A 23,303-nucleotide genomic window follows, 5' to 3' on the forward strand; every position below is an offset into this window, starting at 1 on the left:
GTCTCAGCCCCCGGCGCTCCCGGCCCCCGCGGCGTCGATGCCGAGCGAGGCGTGGAACATGGCGTGGACGCGGAACCGGCGCACGGCCGCGAGGTTGAGGTGCTGCACCTGGTGGCTGCCGAGGAACCGCCCTTCCCCGGACGCCCGCGCGGTCAGCAGGCCCGCCCGCCACAGGATCTCGATCAGCTCGTTCGGGTCGCACGAGGGAAGCCACGACCCGGTCCCGTGGGTGGGGACGTCCCCGCAGGCCAGCTCCAGGCACAGCAGTTCGAGCTCCTCGCGGCCGAAGACGGCGGGTCGGCTGCGGAACACCTCGAACACGCTCAGCAGCCCCGGGTACTGGGAGCGGTACTCGGCGGCGATGTCCTTGGTCCGCTCGGCGGAGTAGCCGTACTCCGACCGCTCGATCGCCGAGTACGGCACGGGCAGCTTGGAGCGCCGGGCCCTGCTCTGCTCCAGCGCCTCCGAGCAGAACTGGATGAGCTCGCGCGGCCGGTACAGCGTCCGGTCGACCATGTAGCCGAACGTCCCGTCCCGCCCCTTGCCGGGCGGCGGCGGCGCGAAGACCGCCGACCAGCACGCCCGGTCCCCGGCGCGTTCGAGGGCGTCCACGGCGAAGCCGTTCTCGTGGGCCGAGTGCCGGATCCGCCTGGCGATCAGTTCGAGCAGCGAGTCCTCCGACCAGGAGATCTTCTCCAGCAGGTCCCGGTGCTTCTGCGCGTCGTCGTAGAGGGCGGGGATGTCGTCGTACAGCTCCTGCCGCAGCGAGATGTAGACGCGCAGGTTCTGGTGGAGCGCGTTGATGGACACGCACGCCTGGAAGAGCCCGGACACGAACGCCTTGGCGTCCTCCGAGGAGTCCCAGCCGCGGTCCAGCTCGTCCACGAGCACCACCACCCGCTGGTTGTCCAGCACCTTGCGCAGCGCCGGCAGCAGGTTCTGGATCTCCTCCAGCTGGTAGAGGCGGTCCAGCTCGCGGGTCCGCACGCCGGCCTCGATCGGCCCGATCTTCACGGCCTCCAGCCGCTTGAGGTAGGAGACCAGCAGCGACAGGGGCCCGAGCTGCTGCGCGCCGTGGATGTCGCGGATGTAGTTGTGGATCTGCCGGCCGCCGTTCTTGGTGAGCCGCATCCCCTTGCGCGCGAGCGCCTTCATGACGAGCACGTAGATCAGGTACTTCCACGCGGCGGCGTAGGCGCCCTGCTTGGCCCACGAGCCCGCGCTCTCCGCCGCCATCGTGGAGCTGAGCAGCTCGTAGGAGTAGTCCTCGGGCGACAGCTCGATGACGTGGCTGCCGGCGGCCCGCTCCCGCTTGGCCAGCACCTGGAAGATCGCGCTCTTGCCGGCCCCGCGGTTGCCCATCAGGATCGTCTTCGCCCCGGACCGGACGCGGTGGTAGGCGGGGGACTCCACGAAGTACTTCTCCAGTCCCCGGGAGATGTCGCGTTCGGCGGACGGCGTGCCGAAGTCGAGAACGTCAAGGATCTTGGGCGACAGGTTCAGCTTCGCCATTGGCCTTTCCAGAAATGGAGGGCGGGGGGTTCCGTCAACAACTTGCACCGCGCGCCCGCCTTCCGGCAAGACCCGCCGCAGACTCCTGCGGGGCGGCCGTGCACGCCGTGGCACGACCGCCGCGTCGTGGCGATGGTCACAGGGGCGCGGAATGGAATGCGTGGCACACTGGTTGGCAAAGCATGAACGCGTGCTCCGGGGTCGGTGAAATTCCGAACCGGCGGTGACAGTCCGCGACCCGGCCGAATCCATCGGCCGGTTGACCCGGTGGAACTCCGGGACCGACGGTGAAAGTCCGGATGGGAGGCAGCGCGCGGTACACCCCTGACCAGGGGTGTATTAGGACGCACGTACGTCTCTCGCGTCCCCCGGAGCCACTGATCTAGGAGGCCCGGGAGATGTTCACCGGCATCGTCGAGGAGCTCGGCGAGATCGTGGCGATCGAGCCCCAGGGGGACTCGGTCGCGCTCGCGGTCCGCGGGCCGCTGGTCGTCCAGGACGCCGTGCACGGCGCGTCGATCGCGGTCAACGGCGTCTGTCTCACCGTGGTGGACGTCAAGGGCGAGGTCTTCACCGCCGACGTCATCAAGGAGACGCTCGACAAGTCCAGCCTGGGCGTGCTGGAGCCGGGCTCCAAGGTCAACCTCGAACGTCCCGTGCGGCTGTCGGACCGGCTGGGCGGCCACCTCGTCCAGGGCCACGTCGACGGCGTCGGCGCGATCGTCTCCCGCGAGCCGGGGGAGCGGTGGGACGTGGTGACGGTGTCCCTGCCCGCCGAGCTGAGCCGCTACCTGGTCGACAAGGGCTCGATCACCATCGACGGGATCAGCCTCACGGTCGTCGAGGCGGGCGCCGACCGGTTCAGCGTCGCCCTCATCCCGACGACGCTCGCGCTGACCACCCTCGGCCACAAGCGGCCCGGCGACCCGGTCAACCTCGAGGTGGACGTCGTCGCCAAGTACGTCGAGCGGATGCTCGGAGACCGGTCATGAACTGGCTCGGCGCCGGATTCGAGGTCTTCGGCGAGCACATCCTGTGGACCGATCTCGCCGGCAACGTCCTGTCGCTCGCCGTGGTCTGGCTCGCCATGCGCAAGACCCTCTGGACCTGGCCGGTGCAGCTGGTCGGCGCCCTCCTGCTGCTCGCGGCCTCGCTGCACGCGAACGTCCCGGGGAACGCGCTCAAGCAGATCCTCTTCTGCGGGCTCGCCCTCTACGGATGGTTCATGTGGACCCGGGGGCGGCGCGAGGCCGAAGGGCTCGTCGTGCGGCAGGCGACCGTCAGGGAGCGGGCCGTGCTGCTCGTCGCGCTCCTGCTCGGCACGGCCGTGGTCGCCGAGCTGTTCGTGCACCTCGACTGGCTGAAGGTCGCCTGGTCGCCGTGGGCGAACGCCTACATCTTCGTCGGCAGCGCGGTCGCGACCTTCGCGCAGAGCCGCGCGCTCGTCGACTTCTGGATCGTCTGGGTGCTGGTCGACCTGGTCGGGGTGCCGCTGGCGCTCAAGTCCGGGCTGTACGTCTCCGGCGCGGTCTACGGGATCTTCTTCGTGATGGTGATGGTCGGGTTCAGGAACTGGCTCCGGGAGTCCCGGGGCGCGCGCAACTCCACGCAAAAGGCGGTGACCGCATGAGCGGCAACGACACGGCGCCGAACGGCACGGGAACCGGCGGCACGGTGGCCGGGAACACGGGGATCTTCGATTCCATCGAGTCGGCGGTCGCCGACATCGCGGCGGGCCTGCCCGTCGTGGTCGTCGACGACGAGGACCGCGAGAACGAGGGCGACATCATCTTCGCGGCGTCGAAGGCGACGCCCGAGCTGCTGACGTTCACGATCCGCTACACCAGCGGCGTCATCTGCGTCCCGATGGAGGGCGCCGACCTCGACCGGCTGCAGATCCCGCTGATGACCGCGCAGAACACCGAGCGCATGCGCACCGCCTACACGATCAGCGTCGACGCCCGTCTCGGCATCGCCACCGGCATCTCCGCCGCCGACCGGGCGCACACGATCCGCACGCTGTGCGACTCGGCGTCCGAGCCCGGCGACTTCGTCCGCCCCGGCCACATCTTCCCGCTGCGCTACCGCGAGGGCGGCGTCCTGCGCCGGCGCGGCCACACCGAGGCCGCCGTCGACCTCGCCCGGCTCGCCGGGCTCGCCCCGGCCGGCGTCCTCGCCGAGGTGGTGAACGAGGACGGCACCATGGCGCGCCTGCCCGAGCTCCAGGTCTTCGCCAAGGAACACGGACTCAAGCTCATCTCGATCGAGCAGCTCGCCGGGTACCGCAGGCGCACCGAGGCCATGGTGACCCGCGTCGTCGAGACCCGCCTGCCCAACCGGTTCGGGATGTGGCGCGCGGTCGGGTTCTCCAGCGCCATCGACGGCGGCGAGCACATCGCGCTCGTGCTGGGCGACCTCGGCGACGGCGAGGACGTCCTGGTCAGGGCCCACTCCGAGTGCCTCACCGGCGACGTCCTGCACTCCGAGCGCTGCGACTGCGGAACCCAGCTCGACGCCGCCATGGAGCGGATCGCCGAAGAGGGCCGCGGCATCGTGCTCTACCTGCGCGGGCACGAGGGGCGCGGGATCGGCCTGCTCGCCAAGCTCCAGGCGTACGCCCTCCAGGACAACGGCTCCGACACCGTCGACGCCAACCTGGAGCTGGGGCTGCCCGCCGACGCGCGCGAGTACTCCAACGCCGGCCACATGCTGCGCGAGCTGGGCGTACGCTCGGTAAGGGTGCTCACCAACAACCCGGACAAGCTCAGGGGACTGGGCGGTTTCGGGGTGGACGTGCGGGGTCGCGAGGCCATGCCCGTCATCGTCACCGAGCACAACCGGCGCTACCTGACGGTCAAGCGCGACCGCCTCGGCCACCAGATCGAGCTCGGCCACCAGATCGGAACCCGGCACCAGAGCGAGGGACTCTCATGAGCGGCGCGGGACGCCCCGAGGACATCACGGTCGACGCGGCCGGGCTCACGCTCGGCATCGTGTGCACCCGCTGGCACGAGCGCGTCACCGATCGGCTGCTGGAGCGGGCGCTCGCCGCGGCGAAGGCGTGCGGCGTGGACGAGCCGGTCGTGGCCCGCGTCGCCGGCGCGCTCGAACTGCCCGTGATCGCCCAGCAGATGGCCCGCGACCTCGACGCGGTCGTCTGCCTCGGCGCGGTCATCCGAGGCGCCACCGCCCATTTCGACTACGTGTGCGACTCGGTGACCGCCGGTGTGACCCGCATCGCGCTGGACGAGTCGACTCCGGTGGGCAACGGGGTGCTCACCTGTGACACCATTGAGCAGGCACTGGAACGCAGCGGGCTGCCTGGCAGCTCCGAGGACAAGGGATGGGAGGCGACTGTGGCCGCACTCGACACGGCACTGACCCTGCGAGGTCTGCGGCATCACGGTCACGCCGGGCACGGCCTGGAGCATCTGGGCTCCTGAGCGGGGGGCGCCAGAGCCCCGAACGTCCCGGTATCCCGTACCCGTCCTGATCGAAAGGCTGATCCGTGCTGTCACTCGTTCTGCCCAAGGGGTCGCTGGAGAAGGCGACCATGCAGCTGTTCGACGCCGCCGACCTCACCGTCCAGCGCGCCTCGGACCGCGACTACCGCGCCTCCATCGACGACCCCCGCATCGACCGCGTCCGGGTCCTGCGCCCGCAGGAGATCCCGACCTACCTCGAACAGGGCCTGTTCGACCTCGGCATCACCGGCCGCGACTGGATCACCGAGACCGACGCCGACGTCGTCAGCCTCGGCGAGCTGAAGTACTCCAAGGCGACCTCCAACCCGGTCCGCGTGATCATGGCGGTGCCGGACGGCGCGCCCTGGCGGTCCGTGGCGGACCTGCCGGAGGGCGTGCGGATCTCCACCGAGTTCCCGGCGATGACCAAGCGGTTCCTCGACCAGCACGGCGTCAAGGCCACGGTCGTCCCGTCCTACGGCGCGACCGAGGCGAAGGTGCCCGACATCGTCGACGCGATCGTCGACCTCACCGAGACGGGCTCGTCGCTGCGCAAGAACGGCCTGCGCATCCTCGACACGCTCCTGACCAGCTACACCGAGCTGGTCGCGAACCGCGAGGCCTACGAGGACGCCGAGAAGCGCGCCGCGATGGAGGACATCTCGCTGCTGCTGCAGGGCGTGATCCGCGCCCGCGGCAAGGTGCTGCTGAAGCTGAACGTCGCGCACGCCGACCTGCAGCAGGTCCTGGACATCATGCCCGCGATGTCCTCGCCCACGGTCACCTCCCTCGCCGGCGGCGAGTCCAACGCCGTGGAGTCGGTGGTCGCCAAGCGCGGCGTCAACACGCTGATCCCGGCGCTGAAGGCGGCGGGCGCCCACGACATCCTCGAGATCCCCATCGCGAAGATCGTTGACTGACCTTCCGGCCCTGCCGGCGGTGTGGCGCCCCCGCACCACCCGGCTCGTCGCCTACACCACGGCGGGCGTGATCGTGCTCGGCATGATCGTGCTCGCCGTGGTGGTGGCGCCGCAGTTCAAGCTGTTCGACCGGATCCTGATGGTCGCCTTCGCCGCGGTGGTCGCCTGGGTCCTGCACATGCTGGCCCGCTGCCGCGTCAGCGCCGACGACTCCGGTCTCACGGTCGTCAACGCCTTCCGCACCCGCCGCCTCGAATGGCCCGAGGTCGTCGACGTCACCATGACCACCGGCGACCCGTGGCCCACCCTCGACCTGGCCGACGGCACCTCCCTGCCCGCCATGGGCATCAACGGCGCCGAGAAGGCCCGCGCCGCCGGCCAGCTCACCGAACTCCGCGCCCTCCTCCACACCCGAGGCGAAGCCCCCGACCCCGCCTGACCTCCCGGGTCACCAGGCGGTGAAGGCGGTGACGGTGCCGGCGCCGATGAGGGCGACGGCCCACACGCGGTCGAGGTTGAACCAGGCACGGCGCAGGACGGCCAGGCCGACGACCTCGTAGACGAGCACGGCGATCACTCCGGCCACGGTGAACATCGACAGGGTGTGCACGGCGGTGACGAAGATCCCGGTCGACAGGGCGCTGCCGGAGGACGATGCCAGGCCGTGGTCGTGGCCCGCCGGGGCCGTCCCGGACGAGGTGAGCACGGGCAGCAGCATCAGGCCCGCGCCGTGCACCGACGACATCAGGAACGACCAGCCGGCGAGCTGCCACAGCGAGATCCGCATGCCGACCCACCGGAAGTGCCGGCGCGACAGCAGCCGCCACAGGCCGAACCCGACGAGCACGGCCCCGCCGCCGATCGCGACCGCGCGGGTCGCGACGACGGAGCGGGTGAGGGCGACGAGGACGGCGACGGCGCCGACGGAGGCGGCGTGGCCCGCGGCGATGGCCGGGAGCGACTGCAGCACGAGGGACCGGCTGCGCTCCTGGAGTCCGCGGGCCACGGCGAACAGCCATCCCATGGCCGGGTTGAGGCCGTGGAACGCGCCGAGCGCGACGAGGGCGGCGAGCGACCCGTCGTTCACGGGTAGCAGTAGGAGTCCGAGGAGGCGTCGCCGCCCTGGAGGCGCGTCTGGTGCGGGCGGCGTCCGCGGAAGGCGTCGCCGCTGGGGAAGAACCGCTCGTCGAAGGAGAAGCCGTCCGGGGTGGAGTCGAGCTTGGCCATCCACGCGCCGACGCCGTCGGGATAGAACTGGTCGTCCCACGAGCCGTAGAGCGAGTTGGTGACGTAGACGCGCTCGCCGTCGCGGCTGACCTCCACCATCTGCGGCCCGCCCGCGAGGGGGCGCCCGGGGTCGGCGGGGTGGGGGGTCCGGCCGACGATGCCGCCGATGCGCACCGAGCCCGCCTCGACCGGGTGGAACGGGTCGCTGACGTCGTAGCGCTTGAGCTCGCCGGTGCCCCAGCACGAGACGTACAGCCACTGGTCGTCCACGGACAGGTCGATGTCCGTCACGAGCGGCGGCACGGCCCCGAACGGCCGGATGACGGGCGGCAGGGAGTCCGGGTCGGCGGGCTCGGCGGGGATTGTGATGACCTTGGTCGCGGCCCACCGGTCGCCGTCGCGGTGCCAGACCCACACCGACGCCGACAGGTCCTCGACGCTGACGACCACGCCCGCGAACCCGTAGAGCTTCGTCGGGTCGTGCGCGGGGCGCAGCTCCAGGACCATCTGGTGCTCGTCCCCGAGGTCGACCGTCTGGACGTGCTTGCGCTTGCGCAGGTCGAAGAAGTTCAGCGAGTGCCCGTACTTGCGGCCGAGCAGCAGCTCCCCGACGACACCGTCCTCGATCATGGACGGGGTGCCCCACTCGGACGCGACGAGCACGTCGTGCGCGATGTGCCACCAGGCGTCATAGGCGAAGTGCTGCGGGCCCCGGTCGACCTCCCAGCGTCCGAGGACCTCGAACGAGGTGTGGTCGAGCAGCGCGATCCCGCCGGGGCCGTCCTCGCCGTTCGCCCCGCCGAGGGCGGTCAGGTAGAGGCCCTCCGGCCCGCAGTGGACGGTGTGCGGGCGCGAGTACCCGGCGCGCTTGGCCAGCTCGTCCGGCTCCAGCGTCTTGACGATCTTCGGGGCGACGGGGTCGTCCTTGGTGTCGATGACGTACACCCGCGACGACCGCAGCCCGGGGACGATCAGGTACCGGCGCTCGACGTGCGGGTGCGGGGAGCCGGGGCACAGGGCGCTGCTGCACGCGTTCCACCCGAAGTGGTGCAGCTCGTCGCCGAGGTAGGGCAGCTCCGTCCACCCCACCACGGTGCCGTAGGAGGCGGACCCGGGGTCCACGTCGAGCACCGCGATCGCGTCCGGTTTTTCGGCGGCCCGGTCGAACGCCGCGACGTAGGCGAGCTTCTCCGGCGGCGCGGAGGCGGCGTCGCGCGGGGACGCGTAGAACGTCGGGTCTGGCTTCCACAGTGGCATGGGTGCCCTTTCAGGTGAGGGTGACCGGGTGACGGACGACGGCGCCGAAGAGATAGCCGAGCGTGTTGTAGGGGGCGGTCGCGGGCTGGGTGGTGCCGGTCTCGTCGGTCGCGCGTGCCAGGAGCTCGTACCGGCCGGGCCCTTCGGGGTGCCACGGCAGCTCCCAGCGGACCCATCCGCGGGGGCCGGAGTGGCGGTCCCGCAGGCGGGCGCGGCGCCACGTCCTGCCGCCGTCCACGCTGACCTCGGTGTGCCGGATCCGGCCGTTGCCCGACCAGGACCGGCCGTGCAGGACGTGCGGGCGCGCGGGCAGGGAGGCCTCCCAAGGCAGCTCGAACGCGGACTTGACGTTCATGCGGGTCAGGGGCGCCGACCCCTCCTCGGGGTAGCCGGGCCCGAAGAGCCGGTAGTAGCGGGTGTTCCACGGCGAGAACAGCGGCTCGTCGGCCACCTGGATGTCGCCCAGCCATTTGATGGACGCGATGCCCGTCCACGAGGGCACGACCAGGCGCACCGGGTGGCCGTGGTCGGGCGGCAGGGGAGCGCCGTTCATCTCATAGGCGAGGAGCGCGTCCTTCATGGCCTTCGCGATCGGAAGGGGACGCCGCACGCGACCGAGGTTCTCGCCCTTGTCCACGAACTCAGCGTCCAGCCCACGCGGCATGATGTCCACGGCCGCAGGGGTGACACCTGCGCGACGCAGGACGGTCGCCAGCCGGACGCCGCGCCAGTGCGCCACGCCGACCCCGCCCAGCCGCCAGGGCGTTCCCGAGACCTCCTGGCCCTGCTGGGAGGTGTAGAACCCGCGTGCGTTGCCCGTGCACTCGATGAACGCGGTGACCTCCTCCGCCGGGAGCCGGAGGAGGTCCTCGTAGGTGAGCTCGACGGGACGGTCCTCGCTGGGCGCGCCGCGCAGGCCGGTTCCCCACAGCCTCAGCCGCCAGGTGCGCGCGTCGATGAGCGGCGTGGCGACATGGTTGCGGACGAAGAACCGGTCGGTGGGCGTGAGGTACCCCTGCCCGCGCATGGCCTCCCACCGCATCTCGGCGTTCGTGCCCTGCGGGACGAACAGTTCCGGGGGCAGCGGCTTCACGATCCCGGTCGCGGCGTCCGCGGGCCGGGGGCCGAGGGCCGCGGAGAGGCCGGCGGTCAGCCCGGCCCCGGCCGACAGCCGCAGCAGCCCTCTCCGGGAGGGGAGCCGGACGCCCTCGTAGGTCGCCTCGTCGGTCAGATCGTCCTCGGGGGGCAGGTCGCCGGGATCACCGCTTCGCATGGCTCCGATGCTGCTCAGCCCGCGACCAAAAGTCAACTTTCCCTACTGCTTTAACAGGTTTTTAGGCGGAGGTGAGGTTCGCGAGAGGCCGCGGACCGGGCGTGCGGCCGGACGGAATCCCCGGAAGGTCCAGAGGTGTGACTCGGGTCCCGGGCTGAGTAGCCTGTGATCCGTGGGGGAGGCGGCGCCGATGACCGTGGACCAGGTCGGATCGCCCGCGGAGCTCGCGGGCCTGCTCGACAGGCATGGCTACCTGTGCGACGAGGGGCTCGCCACGGCCTGCTTCCTCGCCCTGCGGATGGGGCGGCCCCTGTTCCTGGAGGGGGAGGCCGGCGTCGGCAAGACCGAGCTGGCCAAGACGCTCGCGCGGGGCCTCGGCGCGCCGCTGATCCGGCTCCAGTGCTACGAGGGGCTCGACGCGTCGCAGGCGCTCTACGACTGGGACTTCCCCCGCCAGCTCCTGCACCTGCGCGCGGCGGAGGCCGCGGGCGTCAGCGACGTGTCGCGGCTGGAGGGCGAGCTCTACGACCGGCGGTTCCTGCTGGCACGGCCCCTGCTCCAGGCGCTGGAGACGTCCCCCAGCGTCCTGCTCGTCGACGAGCTGGACCGTGCCGACGACGAGTTCGAGGCGTTCCTGCTCGAAGTCCTCAGCGACTTCACGATCACCGTCCCCGAGCTCGGCACGATCCGGGCCGAGCGGCCGCCGGTGGTCGTGGTGACGTCCAACCGCACCCGCGAGGTCCACGACGCGCTCAAGCGCCGCTGCCTGTACCACTGGCTGGAGCACCCCTCGTTCGACCGCGAGGTCGCGATCATCAGGCGGCGGCTGCCGGACGCGGCGGAGCGGCTGGCCGGGCAGGTGGCGCGGGCCGCGCAGCGGATGCGCGAGACCGACCTGCTGAAGCCGCCGGGCGTCGCCGAGTCCCTCGACTGGACGGAGGCCCTCGTGGCCCTCGGCGTCCGCGACCTCGACCCGGGGACGGCGGCGGTGACGCTCGGCGCCGTCCTGAAGTACCGCGAGGACCAGCAGCGCGTGCTCGGCGGCGGGGGCGCCACCGGGCTAGAGGCCCTGCTCGACGGGGGATAGCCGTGGACCGGGACGTCACCGAGACGATGGTCGGCTTCGCCAGGACGGTGCGGGCCGCGGGCGGGGCGGCCGACCCCGAGCGGGTCCAGGCGATGCTCGCGGCGCTCGACCACCTCGACGTGCTCGACCCCCGCGACGTGTACTGGGCGGGACGGCTCACCCTCTGCGCCGACCCCGACGACCTCGCCCGCTACGACCGCTGCTTCGCCGCGTACTTCACCGGCGCGACCGCCCGCGCGCGGCGGGGGACGCCGCCCGTCGTGGTGCGCCGGGTGCCGGTGGCGGAACCGGGCGGGCGCGGGGGAGGGCAGGAGCAGCAGGGACTGGAGGCGGCCACGGCCAGCGACGTCGAGGTGCTCCGCGACCGGGACGTCGCGCGGCTCGGCGCCGCCGAGCGCGCCGAGGTCGCGCGGCTCATCGCCCTGCTGGACGCGGGGGCCGAGCGGCGCAGGTCGCGGCGGTTCGCGCCGACGCCGACCGGGCGGCTCGACCCGGCGCGCACCGTCCGGGAGACGCTGCGGCGCGGCGGCGAGACGTCCCTGCTCCGGCACCGGAGCCACCGCACCCGGCCGCGCCGGGTGGTGCTGATCGTGGACGTCAGCGGGTCGATGAGCCCGTACGCCGACGCGCTGCTGCGGTTCGCGCACGCCGCCGCGCGCTCGGGCGGGAGGGACGTCGAGGTGTTCAGCGCCGGGACGCGCCTCACCCGCCTCACCCGCGAGCTGCGGCACCGCGACCCGGACGCGGCGATGGCGGCGGCGTCCGCGGCCATCCCGGACTGGAGCGGCGGCACGCGGCTCGGCGAGGAGCTGAAGGAGTTCCTCGACCGGTTCGGGCAGCGGGGGCTGGCGCGGGGCGCGGTCGTGGTGATCGCCTCGGACGGGTGGGAGCGCGGCGACGCGGGCCTGCTCGGCGCGCAGATGGCGCGGCTGCACCGGCTCGCGCACCGGGTGGTGTGGGCGAACCCGCACAAGGCGCGGCCCGGGTACGAGCCGCTCACCGCGGGTATGGCCGCGGCGCTCCCGCACGTGGACGACTTCACCTCCGGGCACAGCCTGGCCGCACTGGAGGAGCTGGCCCGCCTCGTCGCGGGCGCCGGAAAGGGGAGGGCTCATGCGTGACGTGCTCGGCGACATCGCGGGCTGGTACGGGTCGGGACGGACGTTCGCGCTCGCGACCGTCGTGAACACCTTCCGCAGCGCGCCGCGCCCGCCGGGGGCGGCGATGGCGGTCTCGCCGGACGGGGAGGTCGCGGGCAGCGTGTCCGGCGGCTGCGTCGAGGGCGCCGTGTACGAGCTGGGGCAGACGGTGCTGGAGACCGGCGAACCCGTCGTCCAGCGGTACGGGGTGAGCGACGACGACGCGTTCGCCGTCGGCCTGACCTGCGGCGGGATCCTGGACGTGCTGGTGGAGCCCGTCGGCCCGGACACCTTCCCCGAGTTCGCGGACGTCGCCGCGGCGATCGAGGCGCGCGAGCCGGTCGCGGTCGCCACCGTCGTGGCCGGACCGGGGCGGATCGGCGCCCGCCGCGTGATCTGGACCGACCGCGCGTACGGGTCCCTCGCGCCCGGCGCCCCGCACGCGGCCCGGCTGGACGCGGCGGTGGACGACGACGCGCGCGGCATGCTCGCCCAGGGCCTCACCGGCCAGCGGCACTACGGGCCCGAGGGGGAGCGGCGGCTCGACGACCTCGCCGTCTTCGTGCACTCCTTCGCGCCGCCGCCGCGGCTGCTGGTGTTCGGCGCGATCGACTTCGCGGCGGCCGTCGCCCGGATCGGCAAGTTCCTCGGCTACCACGTGACGGTGTGCGACGCGCGGCCGGTGTTCGCGACGCCCAAGCGGTTCCCGGAGGCCGACGAGGTCGTGGTGAAGTGGCCGCACAAGTTCCTGGAGGAGGCGCGCGGCTCCATCGACGGGCGCACTGCGATCTGCGTCCTCACCCACGACCCCAAGTTCGACGTGCCGCTGCTGGAGGTGGCGCTGCGCACCGACGCCGGCTACGTCGGCGCGATGGGCTCGCGCCGCACCCACGAGGACCGGACGGCGCGGCTCCGCGAGGCGGGCCTGTCCGACGCCGAACTGGACCGGCTGCGCTCGCCGATCGGCCTGGACCTCGGGGCCCGCACGCCGGAGGAGACGGCCGTGTCGATCGCGGCGGAGCTGGTCCAGCTGCGCTGGGGCGGCTCCGGCCGCCCGCTCACCGACACCAGCGGCCGGATCCACGCCGAGTCCCACGCCGGGCCGGGCTGAGCGCCTACCCTCGCGGGATGACGTTGCGGAGTGAGGAGTCCCCGGCCGGCCTGCTGCTCGCCGCGGGGGAGGGCCGCCGCCTCGGCCGCCCCAAGGCGACGCTGGAGCTGGACGGCGAGCGGCTCGTCGACCGGGGCGTCCGTACGCTGCGGGACGGGGGTTGCTCCCCGGTCCTGGTGGTGGCGGGCGCCGAGCAGATCGAGGTCATCGGCGCCGTCGTCGTGCCCAACCCCGACTGGCGCGACGGCATGGGCTCGTCCCTGCGCGCCGGGCTCGCCGCGCTGCCGCCCGGCTGCCCCGCCGTGGTCGTCGCGCTGGTCGACCAGCCCCTGGTGACGCCCGCCGCCGTCGAACGGCTGATCGCGGCGTTCGAGGAGGGCGCCGGCATCGCGGTCGCCGCCTACGGGGGAGCGCAGCGCAACCCCGTCCTGCTGGCCGCCACGCATTTCGCCGGCGCCGCCGAGGCGGCGGTCGGGGACCAGGGGGCGCGCGGCTACCTGCGCGCCCACCCGGAGCTGGTGACGCCCGTCCCGTGCGGCGACGTCGCCGCGCCCGACGACATCGACACCCCGGAGGACCTGTCCGCGCTCAGCCGCCCGCGGGAAGGACGCTCTCGTCCAGCGCCCCGCAGTCGACCGCACGGCGCAGCCGAGCGGTGAGCGCCGTGATCGTGGCGGGCTCGTCCAGGAAGCCGCTCCCGTGCCCCGCCGCCTGCTCGTGCCAGGCCCGGACCCGTCCGATCACGTCGTCGACGCCGCTCAGGTGGAAGGCGTACACCGCCGCGTACCGGCTCGGCAGGTGCGCGGGATGCAGGTCCCAGCCCTGGTAGAAGCCGTGCGCCAGGGAGTGTCGGACGTGCGCGGCGTGCGCGGCCCACGCGGCGTTGACCTCGTCGGGCCCGTCGTTGCGGGGGATGACGTTGGTGGAGCCGTCCGACAGCCGCACGCCGGTGCCCGCCAGCGACACCTGCATGATGTGCCGGGCGAAGTCGCAGGCGGGGTGGTCGAGCCGCTGCTCGTGCGGCGGCAGCCCGAGCGCGGCGGTGTAGTCGAACACGCCGAAGTGGGCGGCGGTGATGCGGCCCTGCGCCTCGGTCACGAAGGACTGGAGCCCGATCCGGTCCTCCTCGTGGTCCATCAGCGCCTGCGGCGTCTCGATCTGGATCTCGAACCGCAGGATGCCCTGCGGCAGCCCGAGCGCGGTCTCCAGCCGGTCGAGGAACTCCACGAACAGCTTGACCTGATCGATCGAGGTCACCTTGGGGAAGGTGATGGTGAACCCGCCGGGCAGCCGGCCGAGCCGGTCGCGCAGCGCGGTCAGGAACCCGTCCAGCGTCCGCATCGCGCGCTCGTGGCCGCCGTCGGCGAACGACTTGACCCGCAGCCCCCAGTAGTGCGGCAGGCCCTTGACCTGGTACGCGGCGCCGACCGCCTCCACGACCTGCTCGACGTGGGCGTCCTCCTCCGTGTCGTCGCGCACCCCGTAGCCGTCCTCGAAGTCGATCCGGACGTCCTCGACCGGCTCGGCGGCCAGCTTCGCCGCGACGCGCTCGCGCACCGGCCCGGCGAGCTCCGGATCGAGCCCGAACGCGGCGCCGAACGACCCGGCGCCCGGCGTGTGGGTGTTCAGCAGCCGCAGCGCCTCGGCGCCGAAGTCGGCGGGCGTCGAGCGGGAGAACCGGTCCGCCGGGACGTACACCGTGTGGACCGGTTGGCGGCCTTCCGCGCCGCCGGGGAAGCGCTCGCCGTGAACGTCGCGGACGGTGGCGATGCGCGCGGACAGATCGTCGTACGAGGAGACGCTGAGGTTCACCCCGCAATGATCCCCCAACCGCCACCGGCTAGGGAACCGTCCCGCGTGATCAGGACGCCTGGATCCCCCAGGTTCCGGTGAACACGGCGCCCGGTTCGAGGTCCACGACGCCCTCCCCGGTCACGAACGCGTTGGGCGGGCACGTCATGGGCTCGACGCCGAGGCCCGAGCGGGGCCGCGGGGCGTTGTCGGCGGTGTAGATCTCCATCCACGGGTGCGCCTCGTCGGCCCAGAGCCGGACCGTGCGGCCGCCGCCGGACAGCGTCACCCAGGTGCGGCCGCGGCCGTCGCGGCTGAGCTCGGCGAACGCGTTGTCGATCCGCCGGTCGCCGAACACGGGCCCGGTGCGCAGGTCGTACCGGGTGCCGGTGACGTCCACGGACGGCCCGGACGGGATCAACCGGTCGTCCACCGGGAGGTACCGGTCGGCGCCCAGCGTGACGGTGCAGCCGTCGATGGGTTCGCCGACCGTCAGGTAGGGGTGCGCGCCGTGGCCGTAGGGGGCGGTCCTCGTCCCGGCGTTGCGCGCGGTCATCCGCACGCGCAGCCCCTCGTCGGCGTCGAGGGCGTACTCGGCCTCCAGGTCGAGGCGGAACGGGTACCCGGCCGTGCCGAGCAGCCGGTGCGTGAGCCGCACCCGGTCGGGCTCGTGCTCGGCGGCCCTCCACGGCGCCCAGCGGACGAGGCCGTGGATCGCGCAGTCGCGGTCGGGCTCGGACACGTCGAGCCGGTGCTCCTCGCCGCCGTACTCGTAGCGTCCGCGGTCGACGCGGTTCGGCCACGGGACCAGCAGGTGCCCGAACGCGGCGGGGGCCGGCTCGTCGGCGCCGTGCGTCAGCACCAGCGGGCGCCCCTCGCGGGTCAGCTCGCGCAGGCTCGCGCCCGACTCGGTGACGACGGCCTGGTAGGGCCCCGCGCTCAGGGCGTACTGCTCGCCCGTCAGGGCGCCTTCCCCGGCCCCCGCGCGCCCGCCGCTGATCGACTCGCTCATGCGGGCGACGTTACCCCCGCCGCGACGGCTACGCGATCTCCGCGAGAGCGTGCAGGGCGTCGGTGAACACGTTCGCGGGCGGCTCCACCAGACCCGCGCCGACCTGGCCCGTGCCGGCCTCCCGCCCGGCGATGCCGGTGTCGATGACGGGCAGGATCCCGGTGCGGACGACGCGGGCGGCGTCCACGCCCACCGGGGTCCCGCGGAACGACAGCAGCGGGATCTGCAGCACCGGGTGCTCCGCGAGGGTGATCTCGTACATCCGCTGCGTCGCCGCGACGGCGTCCGGGACCTCGCCGCCGACGAACCGGACGATCGCGGGCGCGGCGGCGAGCGCGAACCCGCCCATCCCGGCCGTCTCGGTGATCGCCGAGTCGCCGATGTCGGGGTTGGCGTCGTCCGGGCCGTAGCCGCCGAGGTAGAGGCCGTCGGGAACGCCGGCGGGGCCGGTGAACCAGCGGTCGCCCGTCCCGGACACCTGGATGCCGAAGTCGGTGCCGTTGCGGGCCATCGCCACGACGAGGCTGGACCCCGGCACGCCGCGCGCGGCGTCCGCGCACGCCTTCGCCGCCGCCATCCCCGCGTTCAGGAAGAAGTGGTCGTTGCCCGCCGCGAACTTGAGCGCCTCGGCGGCCCGCGCCCTCGGCACCTCCTCGGCCGCCGCGAGCGCGGGGGCCAGCTCGCGCAGCAGCAGCGACGTCGCCGCCCGGTTGCGGTTGTGCAGCTCGTCGCCCATCTGCAGGGCCTGCGCGATGAGCGCCATCAGGTCGACCGGCCCGTGCCGCCGCACGGCCTCCCGCAGCGCCGGGCCGAGCACCTCGCCCATCCACGCCAGCCGCTCGATCACCTCCGGCCCGTACGCCCCGTACCGCAGGACCTTCCCGAGGCCCTCGTTGAGCGAGCAGTAGGAGGTCCCGCCGTGCTCGGCGTCCTCGACCACGAGCATCCACATGGACGGGGCGACGACGCCCGCCATCGGGCCGACCGCGGCGTGGTGGTGGCACGGCTCGAACACCGCCGCGCCGCGCTCCAGTTCGCGCTCGGCACCGCGCGGCGTCTCGGCGAGCCCTTCGAGGAGCATCGCGCCGATGAGGGCGCCGCGCATCGGGCCGGACGCGCGGTCCCACTCCAGCGGCGGGCCCGCGTGCAGGAACGTCCCCGGCTCCAGGCCGAGCACCTCGCGCGCGGGGCGCACGTCCACCAGGTGCGGGCGCGCCGTCACCATCCGCTGGACGGCCCGCGCGTTGGCCTCGGCGTGGCCGGGGGCGCCGAGGACGGCCGCCAGCGCGTCCCGCGTCCCGGCGGGCGGCGGCCGCCAGTCGACGGCCTCCACCGGGACGGCCTGGTCGGCGAGGGCGCTCGCGAGCACCTCCACGCCGGTCGCGACGACGCTCGGCTCGCGGGAGAGCAGCCCGCCCAGCCGGTGCGCACGGTTCGGGTCGCGGTGGTCGCTCATCGGGGCGTCCCTTCGACGATCGACCCGTCCACCAGCGTGAGGGCGTGCCGGGTCGCCTGCGCGTTGGAGGCGAACACGTCGGCGCCCGCCTCGCACAGCGCGACGGCCTGCCGGTCGCGGTCCTGCGGGTCGGCCGCCGTCCCGCACAGCGACACCACGACGCGGAGGCCGGGGCGGTCCCGCAGCGCCGCGGCGACGGCCGGGGCGAGCGCGGCGGCCGGATCGGGCTCGGCGCCGTACCCGAGCACCACGTCCAGGAGCAGGACGCCGCAGCCGTCGTCGGCGGCCTCGGCGCGCAGGGCCTCCAGGCGCAGCGTCGGGTCGATCATCGGGTGCGCGCGGCCCCGTGTGTAGGCGTCGTCGCCGAAGTCGGTGAACCGGTGCCCGCGCGCCTCCAGCTCCCAGCCGAGCGCGTCCCGCGCGATCATCTCGGCCTCGTCGCGCAGCGTCCCGCCCGCGAACAGGCCGCGCAGCGCCCGGCCGGGCACCGGCGCGGCGCCGCCCGGCGAGGTCCAGCGCGGCCATGCCGGGACGGGCCGGCCGAGCGCCCTCAGCGCCTTCTCCGCGGCCCGCGTCAGGTCGTCCTCGCCGGGCAGCGGCAGCGCGAACACCACGGGCGTGTCCAGGCGCCGCGCCGCCTCCCGGATCAGGTCCAGCACCTGCGGCGCGGGCGGCTTGGACACCAGCACGATCAGTTCGGTGGCCGGGTCGGCGTCCAGCGCGGCCAGCGCCGCCAGCGCCGACCGCCCGCTCACCTCGGGCGACAGGTCCCGGCCGCCGACGCCGAGCACGTGGCTGACGCCGGTGCCCGCGGCGTCCAGCAGGCACATCAGCTGCTGCGCGCCCGTCCCGGACGCCGCGACGACGCCCACCGGGCCGGGCCGCACCGCGTTCGCGAACCCCAGGCCCGCGCCGCCGACCACGGCCGTCCCGCAGTCCGGGCCCATCACGATCAGCCCGCGCCGCGCCGCCACCTCCTTCAGCGTGATCTCCTGCGCGACCGGCACGTTGTCACTGAAGATCATCACGTTGAGGCCGGCGTCCAGCGCGTCCATCGCCTCGGGGAAGACGTGCGGCCCCGGCACCGACAGCAGCGCCACGGTCGCGTCGCCGCGGGCCGCCGCGGCCCCGGTCGTCCTGGCCGGCGCCGGCTCCCCCAGCACCCCCGCCCGCGCGGACGCGCGGGACGCCCCGCGCAGCAGCCCGTCCAGCGCCCCCCTGGCCTCGTCCAGCCCGGTTCCGTCCGGCCCCTCGTCCTCGACCCGGATCGCCACGACCAGGTCGTCGGGCCCGGCGTCGTCCGGCACGGCGAAGCCCATGCGGCCGAACATCTCGCGGTTCAGCTCGGTGCCCATCGCGACCATGGCCCCGGCGACGTCCGGCCGCTCCGACAGCTGCCGGCTCACCCGCATCAGCGTGACCGAATCGTGGTAGCCCCCCCGCCGCACCTCGACCCAGTCCCTCATACGCGCCCTCCGAGGGCGGCGCGGCACCCGGCGAGGACGCCGTGCGCCAGGTCCGTGCCCGAGGTGTGGCCCACCGCGAGCAGGCGGCGGACGGCGGCCTGCGGCGGTTCGTGGCCCGCGACGCCGCGCAGGACGGCGGCCACCTCGGCGCCCGCGTGGCCCGCCGCCGCGCAGTGCAGCAGCGTCGCGGCCAGCGCGGTCGTGCGGGTGCCCGCGTCGGCGGTGACGGCCGCGCCGAGCCAGTCGGCCAGCCGCACCGCCCCGCCGTGCCGGACGGCGCCGCCGACCAGCCGCAGCGCGACCAGCAGGCCGCACAGGATGTCGTCTCCGGTCGGGGTCAGCCCAGGGCCGAGGCCCACGATCCGCTCGGCCGCCTCCACCGCGCCCGCGAGGTCGCCGGCGGCGCACGCGGCGGCCAGCGCGTCCGGGTCGGGATGCCCGGCGAGGCCGCCGCCCGACGGCCCGGCGGCGGTGAGCGCGCCCGCGGCGGTCAGCTCGGCCTCCAGGGCGCGCACGCCCAGGGCGAGCGCGTCCGGGCGCAGCCCGCCGAGCGCGGGCGAGGGGTCCCACCAGCGGCGCACGCGCACGGTGAGGCCCTCCGCCTCGATCCGGCCGTCGCCGACGAACGCGTCCGCGCCCTCGCGGACGGACCGGAACGGGTGCTCGCGGCGGCTGGCGACGACCACCACCGCGTTCGGAAGGCGTCCCGCGTCGGAGGTGACGACGGCGAGCACGCGCGGCTCGGGGCCGCCCCGCATCTCCAGGTACAGCGCGGCCGGGAACACCGCGATGACGCGGGCCGGGCGGCGCGGCGGGTCGAGCAGCGGCCGCAGCGCGAGGCTCGCGGCGCCTGCGGCGGGGGGCCGTCCGGTGGGACGGGCCGGGAGCCGGATCGGGTCGCGGACGAGAGCGGTCACGGATCCTCCCGAGGCCGGTGTCGGCGGCCGCACGGCGTGCGGGCGGCCCGGCCTCCGGCATGACGGTAGAACGGGCCCGGCACCGGGCGTATGGAGAATTCTGCCAAGGATGGTTGTCATCGTTCGTCTTTGTTGTCAGTGTTGATCAGGAATCGGTAGCGATCACGCCGTCACGGGCGATGTACGCACCAAAAGGCGAGGTGACCCCTGGCATGAGTTACACCACTGCGGACCCGGGCCCACCGGCCCTCCGGCTCGCGAGTACCGGAACACTGACCTACGGCCTTTCGGTCGGCGAGGTCCTCGGCGTCAGCACCCTGAACGGCGCCCGCCTCATCGCCGGACGAGCCGGACTCGAACGCGTCGTCCAGCGGCTGAACGTGATGGAGGTCCCCGACATCCTGTCGTGGGTCAAACCGAACGAACTGCTGCTGACCACCGGCTACCCCCTCCGCAACACCCCCCAGTCCCTCGACAACCTGGTGTCGGACCTGGACGAGCGCGGCCTGGCCGCCCTCGCCATCAAGCTCGGCCGCTACCTGGACTCGCTGCCCGCCGAGATGATCGCGCAGGCGGACCGGCGCGGCTTCCCCCTGATCCTGCTCCCGAACGACGTCGGTTTCGACGACATCCTGAACCAGGTGCTGACCGACATCCTGAACCGGCAGGCGGCCGTCCTCGCCCGCACCGAGGAGGTGCACCGGGCGCTCGTGCAGATCGTGCTGTGCGGCGGCGGCCTCCAGGAGGTCGTGGACGAGGTCGCGACGCTGCTGGACGTGGCGGTCGTGGTGCTGGACGGCGAGCAGCGGGCGCTCGCGGGCGCCGGCCCCGACGAGCACGTCCAGGCGATGCGGGCCTTCGACGCGGGCCGGCACGCGGCGTGCGGCCGCGGCGGCTGCGGCATCATCGGCGCGCACGGCACCGGCGACCACCTGGTCGTGCCGGTGATGGCGGGCGGCTTCGACCACGGCCGGATCGTCGCGTTCAGCCCCGCCGGCACCCTGCGCGGCACCGACCTCGGCATCCTGGAGCGCGCCGCGACCGTCGCCGCGCTCGTGGTGACCAAGCAGCAGGCCGTCGCGGCCGTGGAGAGCAAGTACCGCGCCGACTTCCTGCGCGACATCCTCGCGGGGCGCGCGGGCGGCGACGACCGGATCGTCGCGCACTGCGGCGGGTTCGGCTGGGACCTGGACCGCCCGATGATGGTGGTCGTCGCCGAGCTGGACGGGCGCCCGCGCGGAGCCGTCGCCCAGGACGCCGAGGGCAAGGCCCGCGGCAAGGCGGCGGCGGAGCCCGACGGCGGCCCGCGGGGTGTCCGAGGCGCCGAGGAGCGGGCCGCGCAGGAGCGGCTCGCCGCCGCGTGGACGACGGCCGTCCGGCGGCACGACCGGGGCGCGGCCGTCGCGAGCTTCGCCCACGAGGTCGTGGCGATCGTCGGCGCCGAGGGCGACGACCCCGCCGAGTGGACGGCGGGCCCGGTCCAGGCGATGGTCAAGGAGGCCTCGTCGATCTTCGCCGAGCACCTGCCGGTGCGGCGGACGTTCTCCACCGGCATCAGCCGGACGGTGACCTCGCCGGCCGCGCTGCCCGAGGCCTACGAGCAGGCGGTGAAGGCCGTGCGGGTCGGCCGCCAGCTCAACGGCGCGGGCGCGCGGGCGCACTTCGACCAGCTCGGCGTGTACCGGCTGCTGAGCCTCGTCTCCGACCCCGAGGAGCTGCACGCGTTCGTCCGCGAGACGCTGGGCGACCTCGCCGCCGACGACGAGCCGGAGCTGGTGGACCTGCGCCGCACCCTCCAGGTGCTGCTGGAGACGAACCTCAACGTCGCCGAGACGGCGCGCCGGCTGCACTTCCACTACAACACGCTGCGGTACCGCATCGGGAAGCTGGAAAGGATGCTCGGAGCGTTCACCGAGGACGCTCATCTGCGGCTCAACCTCACCCTCGCCCTTCACGTGCTGCGCATGCGGGGTATCTGAGGGTAGCGCCGGCGTCCCGGTGGCCCCGGGACGCCGCACCGGAGCGCCCGGAGGGCCGTCGTCCCAGATCGGCCCGTCGGCGCACCGGCCGGTCCTCCCAATCCTGGACGCGGGGTTTGGCAGAAGTCGCCGATGTCCGCCGGGCAGGGTAGATCTACCTTGCCCGCATGAATGGCCCGCGGGAACGCGGCCGGCTGAGCAGGAGGACCCCCGATGGTGATCGGCTGGAAGCTGCACGGGGACGGCAGGACGCCGCCGCCCGGGGAGGTCGTGCGGCCGGACGAGCGGCTGTCGTGGCCGCGGACCGCGGGCATCGGCGCCCAGCACGTGGTGGCGATGTTCGGGGCGACGTTCGTGTTCCCGATCGTGATGGGCCTGGACCCCAACCTGGCGATCATGATGTCGGGGATCGCGACGATCCTGTTCCTGCTCATCGTGGGCGGCCGGGTGCCGAGCTACCTCGGCACGAGCGCCTCGTTCGTCGGCGCGGTCGCGGCGATCCGCGCGGCGGGCGGTGACAGCGCCACCGTCACCGGGGCGATCTTCGTCGCGGGCCTGGTGCTCGCGGCGGTCGGCGTGCTCATCCACGTCGTGGGCGGCGACGTCATCCACAGGGTGTTCCCCCCGGTGGTGACCGGCGCCGTGGTCATGCTGATCGGCTTCAACCTGGCCCCGGTCGTCGCCACCGTGTACTGGCCGCAGGACCAGTGGGTGGCGCTGGCGACGCTGGCGTTCGCGGTGCTCTGCGCGGTGCTGCTGCGGGGGTTCTGGGCGCGGATCACGATCCTGCTGGCGCTGGTGTTCGGCTTCGTCCTGTCGTGGCTCCTCGACGCCACCGCGGGCAAGATCACCTCCGTGCTGCCGGGCCAGAACCTGCTGGACGGGGCGGGCAAGCCGTGCGCGGCCGAGGGCCCCTACTGCGTCGCCACCGCGTTCCCGCACGAGCGGGTGAACTTCTCCGGAGTCAGGGCCGCCGACTGGTTCGGCTTCCCCGACCTGCACGCCCCGGACTTCAAGACCTCGGCGATCCTGCTGACGCTGCCCGCCGTCATCGCGCTGATCGCGGAGAACACCGGGCACGTCAAGGCCGTCGCCGCGATGACGCGCGACGACCTGGACCCGGTCCTCGGCCGGGCCATCGCCGCCGACGGCGTCGGCACCGCCCTCGCCACCGCCGTGGGCGGCTCGCCCACCACCACCTACGCCGAGAACATCGGCGTCATGGCCGCGACGCGGATCTACTCGACGGCCGCCTACCTCGTCGCCGCGGTCGTGGCGATCCTGTTCGGGCTGTGCCCGAAGTTCGGGGCCCTCGTCGCCGCGACGCCGGGCGGCGTCCTCGGCGGCATCACCGTCGTCCTCTACGGGATGATCGGGCTGCTCGGCGCCAAGATCTGGATCGAGAACCGGGTCGACTTCGCCGACCCGGTCAACCTCGTCCCGGTGGCGGCCGCGATCATCCTGGCGATCGGGAACGTGACACTCCAGATCACCGACGACTTCCCGCTCCAGGGCATCGCGCTCGGTACCATCGCCGTCCTGCTCGGGTACCACGTCCTGAACGTGCTGCGCCGGCCGGAGGACACCGGCGGCGGCGTCATCGCCCCGGCGGAGGAGGAGATCGGCGGCCCCGTCAGGCACTCCGGACACGAGCCGCCCGAAACGGGTACACCGAGGAGCGATGCGAGCTGA

At 73.8% G+C, this 23,303-nt stretch carries 21 protein-coding genes and 1 riboswitch; of the genes, 12 read left to right on the forward strand and 9 right to left on the reverse strand.

The annotated features are described in order from the left end of the window. Positions 1-3 precede the first annotated feature (3 nt). Positions 4-1,512 carry a hypothetical protein gene (locus AB0C84_RS00560; RefSeq protein ID WP_361059653.1) on the reverse strand — a complete coding sequence of 503 codons (1,509 nt, stop codon included), beginning with the start codon at positions 1,510-1,512 and terminating at the stop codon, positions 4-6. A gap of 186 nt (positions 1,513-1,698) precedes the next feature. Beyond that, positions 1,699-1,829: riboswitch (FMN riboswitch) on the forward strand. Between the two features lie 81 nt (positions 1,830-1,910). Between AB0C84_RS00560 and AB0C84_RS00565 the strand changes: the two genes are divergently transcribed. From AB0C84_RS00565 to AB0C84_RS00590, 6 genes are all read left to right on the forward strand, one after another. Next, the gene (locus AB0C84_RS00565; protein ID WP_179842850.1) at positions 1,911-2,504 is read left to right on the forward strand and encodes a riboflavin synthase; all 594 of its coding nucleotides are present in this window, start codon (positions 1,911-1,913) and stop codon (positions 2,502-2,504) included. Further along, positions 2,501-3,142 (forward strand): nicotinamide riboside transporter PnuC, encoded by a 642-nt coding sequence (gene pnuC, locus AB0C84_RS00570; protein ID WP_258938926.1) that lies wholly within the window; start codon positions 2,501-2,503, stop codon positions 3,140-3,142. Before AB0C84_RS00565 ends, pnuC begins: the two co-directional genes overlap by 4 nt. After that, complete coding sequence (locus tag AB0C84_RS00575; RefSeq protein ID WP_361059658.1) at positions 3,139-4,446, forward strand: bifunctional 3,4-dihydroxy-2-butanone-4-phosphate synthase/GTP cyclohydrolase II; 1,308 nt, start codon at positions 3,139-3,141, stop codon at positions 4,444-4,446. Before pnuC ends, AB0C84_RS00575 begins: the two co-directional genes overlap by 4 nt. Further along, positions 4,443-4,955: a 6,7-dimethyl-8-ribityllumazine synthase gene (ribH, locus tag AB0C84_RS00580; protein WP_258938927.1), complete on the forward strand. Its 513-nt coding sequence runs from the start codon at positions 4,443-4,445 to the stop codon at positions 4,953-4,955. The genes AB0C84_RS00575 and ribH overlap by 4 nt, the downstream gene beginning before the upstream one ends. Positions 4,956-5,020: 65 nt before the next feature. Continuing rightward, complete coding sequence (hisG, locus tag AB0C84_RS00585; RefSeq protein WP_179842847.1) at positions 5,021-5,896, forward strand: ATP phosphoribosyltransferase; 876 nt, start codon at positions 5,021-5,023, stop codon at positions 5,894-5,896. Further along, positions 5,889-6,335 carry a PH domain-containing protein gene (locus AB0C84_RS00590; RefSeq protein ID WP_361059663.1) on the forward strand — a complete coding sequence of 149 codons (447 nt, stop codon included), beginning with the start codon at positions 5,889-5,891 and terminating at the stop codon, positions 6,333-6,335. The genes hisG and AB0C84_RS00590 overlap by 8 nt, the downstream gene beginning before the upstream one ends. A gap of 9 nt (positions 6,336-6,344) precedes the next feature. Here the strand turns inward: AB0C84_RS00590 and AB0C84_RS00595 are convergent, their stop codons facing one another. From AB0C84_RS00595 to AB0C84_RS00605, 3 genes are read right to left on the reverse strand one after another with little or no spacing between them, the layout of a single operon-like run. Beyond that, complete coding sequence (locus AB0C84_RS00595; protein ID WP_361059666.1) at positions 6,345-6,983, reverse strand: hypothetical protein; 639 nt, start codon at positions 6,981-6,983, stop codon at positions 6,345-6,347. Further along, positions 6,980-8,380: a selenium-binding protein SBP56-related protein gene (locus AB0C84_RS00600; protein ID WP_361059669.1), complete on the reverse strand. Its 1,401-nt coding sequence runs from the start codon at positions 8,378-8,380 to the stop codon at positions 6,980-6,982. Before AB0C84_RS00600 ends, AB0C84_RS00595 begins: the two co-directional genes overlap by 4 nt. A 10-nt stretch (positions 8,381-8,390) precedes the next feature. Continuing rightward, positions 8,391-9,653, reverse strand: a complete 1,263-nt coding sequence (locus AB0C84_RS00605) for a sulfite oxidase (protein WP_361059672.1) — start codon at positions 9,651-9,653, stop codon at positions 8,391-8,393. 190 nt (positions 9,654-9,843) lie between these two features. Here AB0C84_RS00605 and AB0C84_RS00610 point away from each other — a divergent pair, with 190 nt between their 5' ends. From AB0C84_RS00610 to AB0C84_RS00625, 4 genes are read left to right on the forward strand one after another with little or no spacing between them, the layout of a single operon-like run. After that, complete coding sequence (locus tag AB0C84_RS00610; RefSeq protein WP_361060196.1) at positions 9,844-10,740, forward strand: MoxR family ATPase; 897 nt, start codon at positions 9,844-9,846, stop codon at positions 10,738-10,740. Between the two features lie 2 nt (positions 10,741-10,742). Further along, a complete protein-coding gene (locus AB0C84_RS00615; RefSeq protein WP_361059675.1) occupies positions 10,743-11,861 on the forward strand; it encodes a VWA domain-containing protein in 1,119 nt (372 codons plus the stop codon). Beyond that, entirely contained in the window at positions 11,854-12,990 is a 1,137-nt protein-coding gene (locus tag AB0C84_RS00620; protein WP_361059678.1) for an XdhC family protein, read from the forward strand. Before AB0C84_RS00615 ends, AB0C84_RS00620 begins: the two co-directional genes overlap by 8 nt. Positions 12,991-13,007: 17 nt before the next feature. Further along, positions 13,008-13,649: a nucleotidyltransferase family protein gene (locus tag AB0C84_RS00625; protein ID WP_361059681.1), complete on the forward strand. Its 642-nt coding sequence runs from the start codon at positions 13,008-13,010 to the stop codon at positions 13,647-13,649. On the opposite strand, the gene AB0C84_RS00630 is transcribed toward AB0C84_RS00625, so the two are convergent. The 5 genes from AB0C84_RS00630 to AB0C84_RS00650 are packed head-to-tail and all read right to left on the reverse strand — an operon-like array spanning position 13,579 to position 19,632. Continuing rightward, complete coding sequence (locus AB0C84_RS00630; protein WP_361059684.1) at positions 13,579-14,802, reverse strand: aldolase; 1,224 nt, start codon at positions 14,800-14,802, stop codon at positions 13,579-13,581. The genes AB0C84_RS00625 and AB0C84_RS00630 overlap by 71 nt on opposite strands. Before the next feature lie 49 nt (positions 14,803-14,851). After that, on the reverse strand, positions 14,852-15,793 hold the full coding sequence (locus AB0C84_RS00635; RefSeq protein WP_361059687.1) for an aldose 1-epimerase family protein: 942 nt from the start codon (positions 15,791-15,793) through the stop codon (positions 14,852-14,854). A gap of 28 nt (positions 15,794-15,821) precedes the next feature. Next, positions 15,822-17,249: a DUF1116 domain-containing protein gene (locus tag AB0C84_RS00640; RefSeq protein ID WP_361059690.1), complete on the reverse strand. Its 1,428-nt coding sequence runs from the start codon at positions 17,247-17,249 to the stop codon at positions 15,822-15,824. Further along, positions 17,246-18,715, reverse strand: a complete 1,470-nt coding sequence (locus tag AB0C84_RS00645) for an FdrA family protein (RefSeq protein ID WP_361059693.1) — start codon at positions 18,713-18,715, stop codon at positions 17,246-17,248. The genes AB0C84_RS00640 and AB0C84_RS00645 overlap by 4 nt, the downstream gene beginning before the upstream one ends. After that, positions 18,712-19,632 (reverse strand): DUF2877 domain-containing protein, encoded by a 921-nt coding sequence (locus AB0C84_RS00650; protein WP_312879035.1) that lies wholly within the window; start codon positions 19,630-19,632, stop codon positions 18,712-18,714. Before AB0C84_RS00650 ends, AB0C84_RS00645 begins: the two co-directional genes overlap by 4 nt. Before the next feature lie 212 nt (positions 19,633-19,844). Between AB0C84_RS00650 and AB0C84_RS00655 the strand changes: the two genes are divergently transcribed. Both AB0C84_RS00655 and AB0C84_RS00660 read left to right on the forward strand, forming a co-directional pair. Next, positions 19,845-21,611 (forward strand): PucR family transcriptional regulator, encoded by a 1,767-nt coding sequence (locus AB0C84_RS00655; RefSeq protein ID WP_179842836.1) that lies wholly within the window; start codon positions 19,845-19,847, stop codon positions 21,609-21,611. 213 nt (positions 21,612-21,824) lie between these two features. Next, positions 21,825-23,303: a solute carrier family 23 protein gene (locus AB0C84_RS00660; RefSeq protein WP_258938940.1), complete on the forward strand. Its 1,479-nt coding sequence runs from the start codon at positions 21,825-21,827 to the stop codon at positions 23,301-23,303.

This window comes from Actinomadura sp. NPDC048955 (assembly GCF_040649435.1).
Classification (GTDB): domain Bacteria; phylum Actinomycetota; class Actinomycetes; order Streptosporangiales; family Streptosporangiaceae; genus Spirillospora; species Spirillospora luteofluorescens.

What these genes read in the sequence shown, in the direction of transcription:
- AB0C84_RS00620 (WP_361059678.1), top strand. Translation starts at nt 11,854, where the DNA reads ATGCGTGACGTGCTCGGCGACATCGCGGGCTGGTACGGGTCGGGACGG.
- AB0C84_RS00575 (WP_361059658.1), top strand. Translation starts at nt 3,139, where the DNA reads ATGAGCGGCAACGACACGGCGCCGAACGGCACGGGAACCGGCGGCACG.
- AB0C84_RS00600 (WP_361059669.1), bottom strand. Translation starts at nt 8,380, where the DNA reads ATGCCACTGTGGAAGCCAGACCCGACGTTCTACGCGTCCCCGCGCGAC.
- AB0C84_RS00610 (WP_361060196.1), top strand. Translation starts at nt 9,844, where the DNA reads ATGACCGTGGACCAGGTCGGATCGCCCGCGGAGCTCGCGGGCCTGCTC.
- ribH (WP_258938927.1), top strand. Translation starts at nt 4,443, where the DNA reads ATGAGCGGCGCGGGACGCCCCGAGGACATCACGGTCGACGCGGCCGGG.
- AB0C84_RS00625 (WP_361059681.1), top strand. Translation starts at nt 13,008, where the DNA reads ATGACGTTGCGGAGTGAGGAGTCCCCGGCCGGCCTGCTGCTCGCCGCG.
- AB0C84_RS00565 (WP_179842850.1), top strand. Translation starts at nt 1,911, where the DNA reads ATGTTCACCGGCATCGTCGAGGAGCTCGGCGAGATCGTGGCGATCGAG.
- AB0C84_RS00605 (WP_361059672.1), bottom strand. Translation starts at nt 9,653, where the DNA reads ATGCGAAGCGGTGATCCCGGCGACCTGCCCCCCGAGGACGATCTGACC.
- AB0C84_RS00560 (WP_361059653.1), bottom strand. Translation starts at nt 1,512, where the DNA reads ATGGCGAAGCTGAACCTGTCGCCCAAGATCCTTGACGTTCTCGACTTC.
- AB0C84_RS00645 (WP_361059693.1), bottom strand. Translation starts at nt 18,715, where the DNA reads ATGAGGGACTGGGTCGAGGTGCGGCGGGGGGGCTACCACGATTCGGTC.
- pnuC (WP_258938926.1), top strand. Translation starts at nt 2,501, where the DNA reads ATGAACTGGCTCGGCGCCGGATTCGAGGTCTTCGGCGAGCACATCCTG.
- AB0C84_RS00655 (WP_179842836.1), top strand. Translation starts at nt 19,845, where the DNA reads ATGAGTTACACCACTGCGGACCCGGGCCCACCGGCCCTCCGGCTCGCG.
- AB0C84_RS00635 (WP_361059687.1), bottom strand. Translation starts at nt 15,793, where the DNA reads ATGAGCGAGTCGATCAGCGGCGGGCGCGCGGGGGCCGGGGAAGGCGCC.
- AB0C84_RS00660 (WP_258938940.1), top strand. Translation starts at nt 21,825, where the DNA reads ATGGTGATCGGCTGGAAGCTGCACGGGGACGGCAGGACGCCGCCGCCC.
- AB0C84_RS00640 (WP_361059690.1), bottom strand. Translation starts at nt 17,249, where the DNA reads ATGAGCGACCACCGCGACCCGAACCGTGCGCACCGGCTGGGCGGGCTG.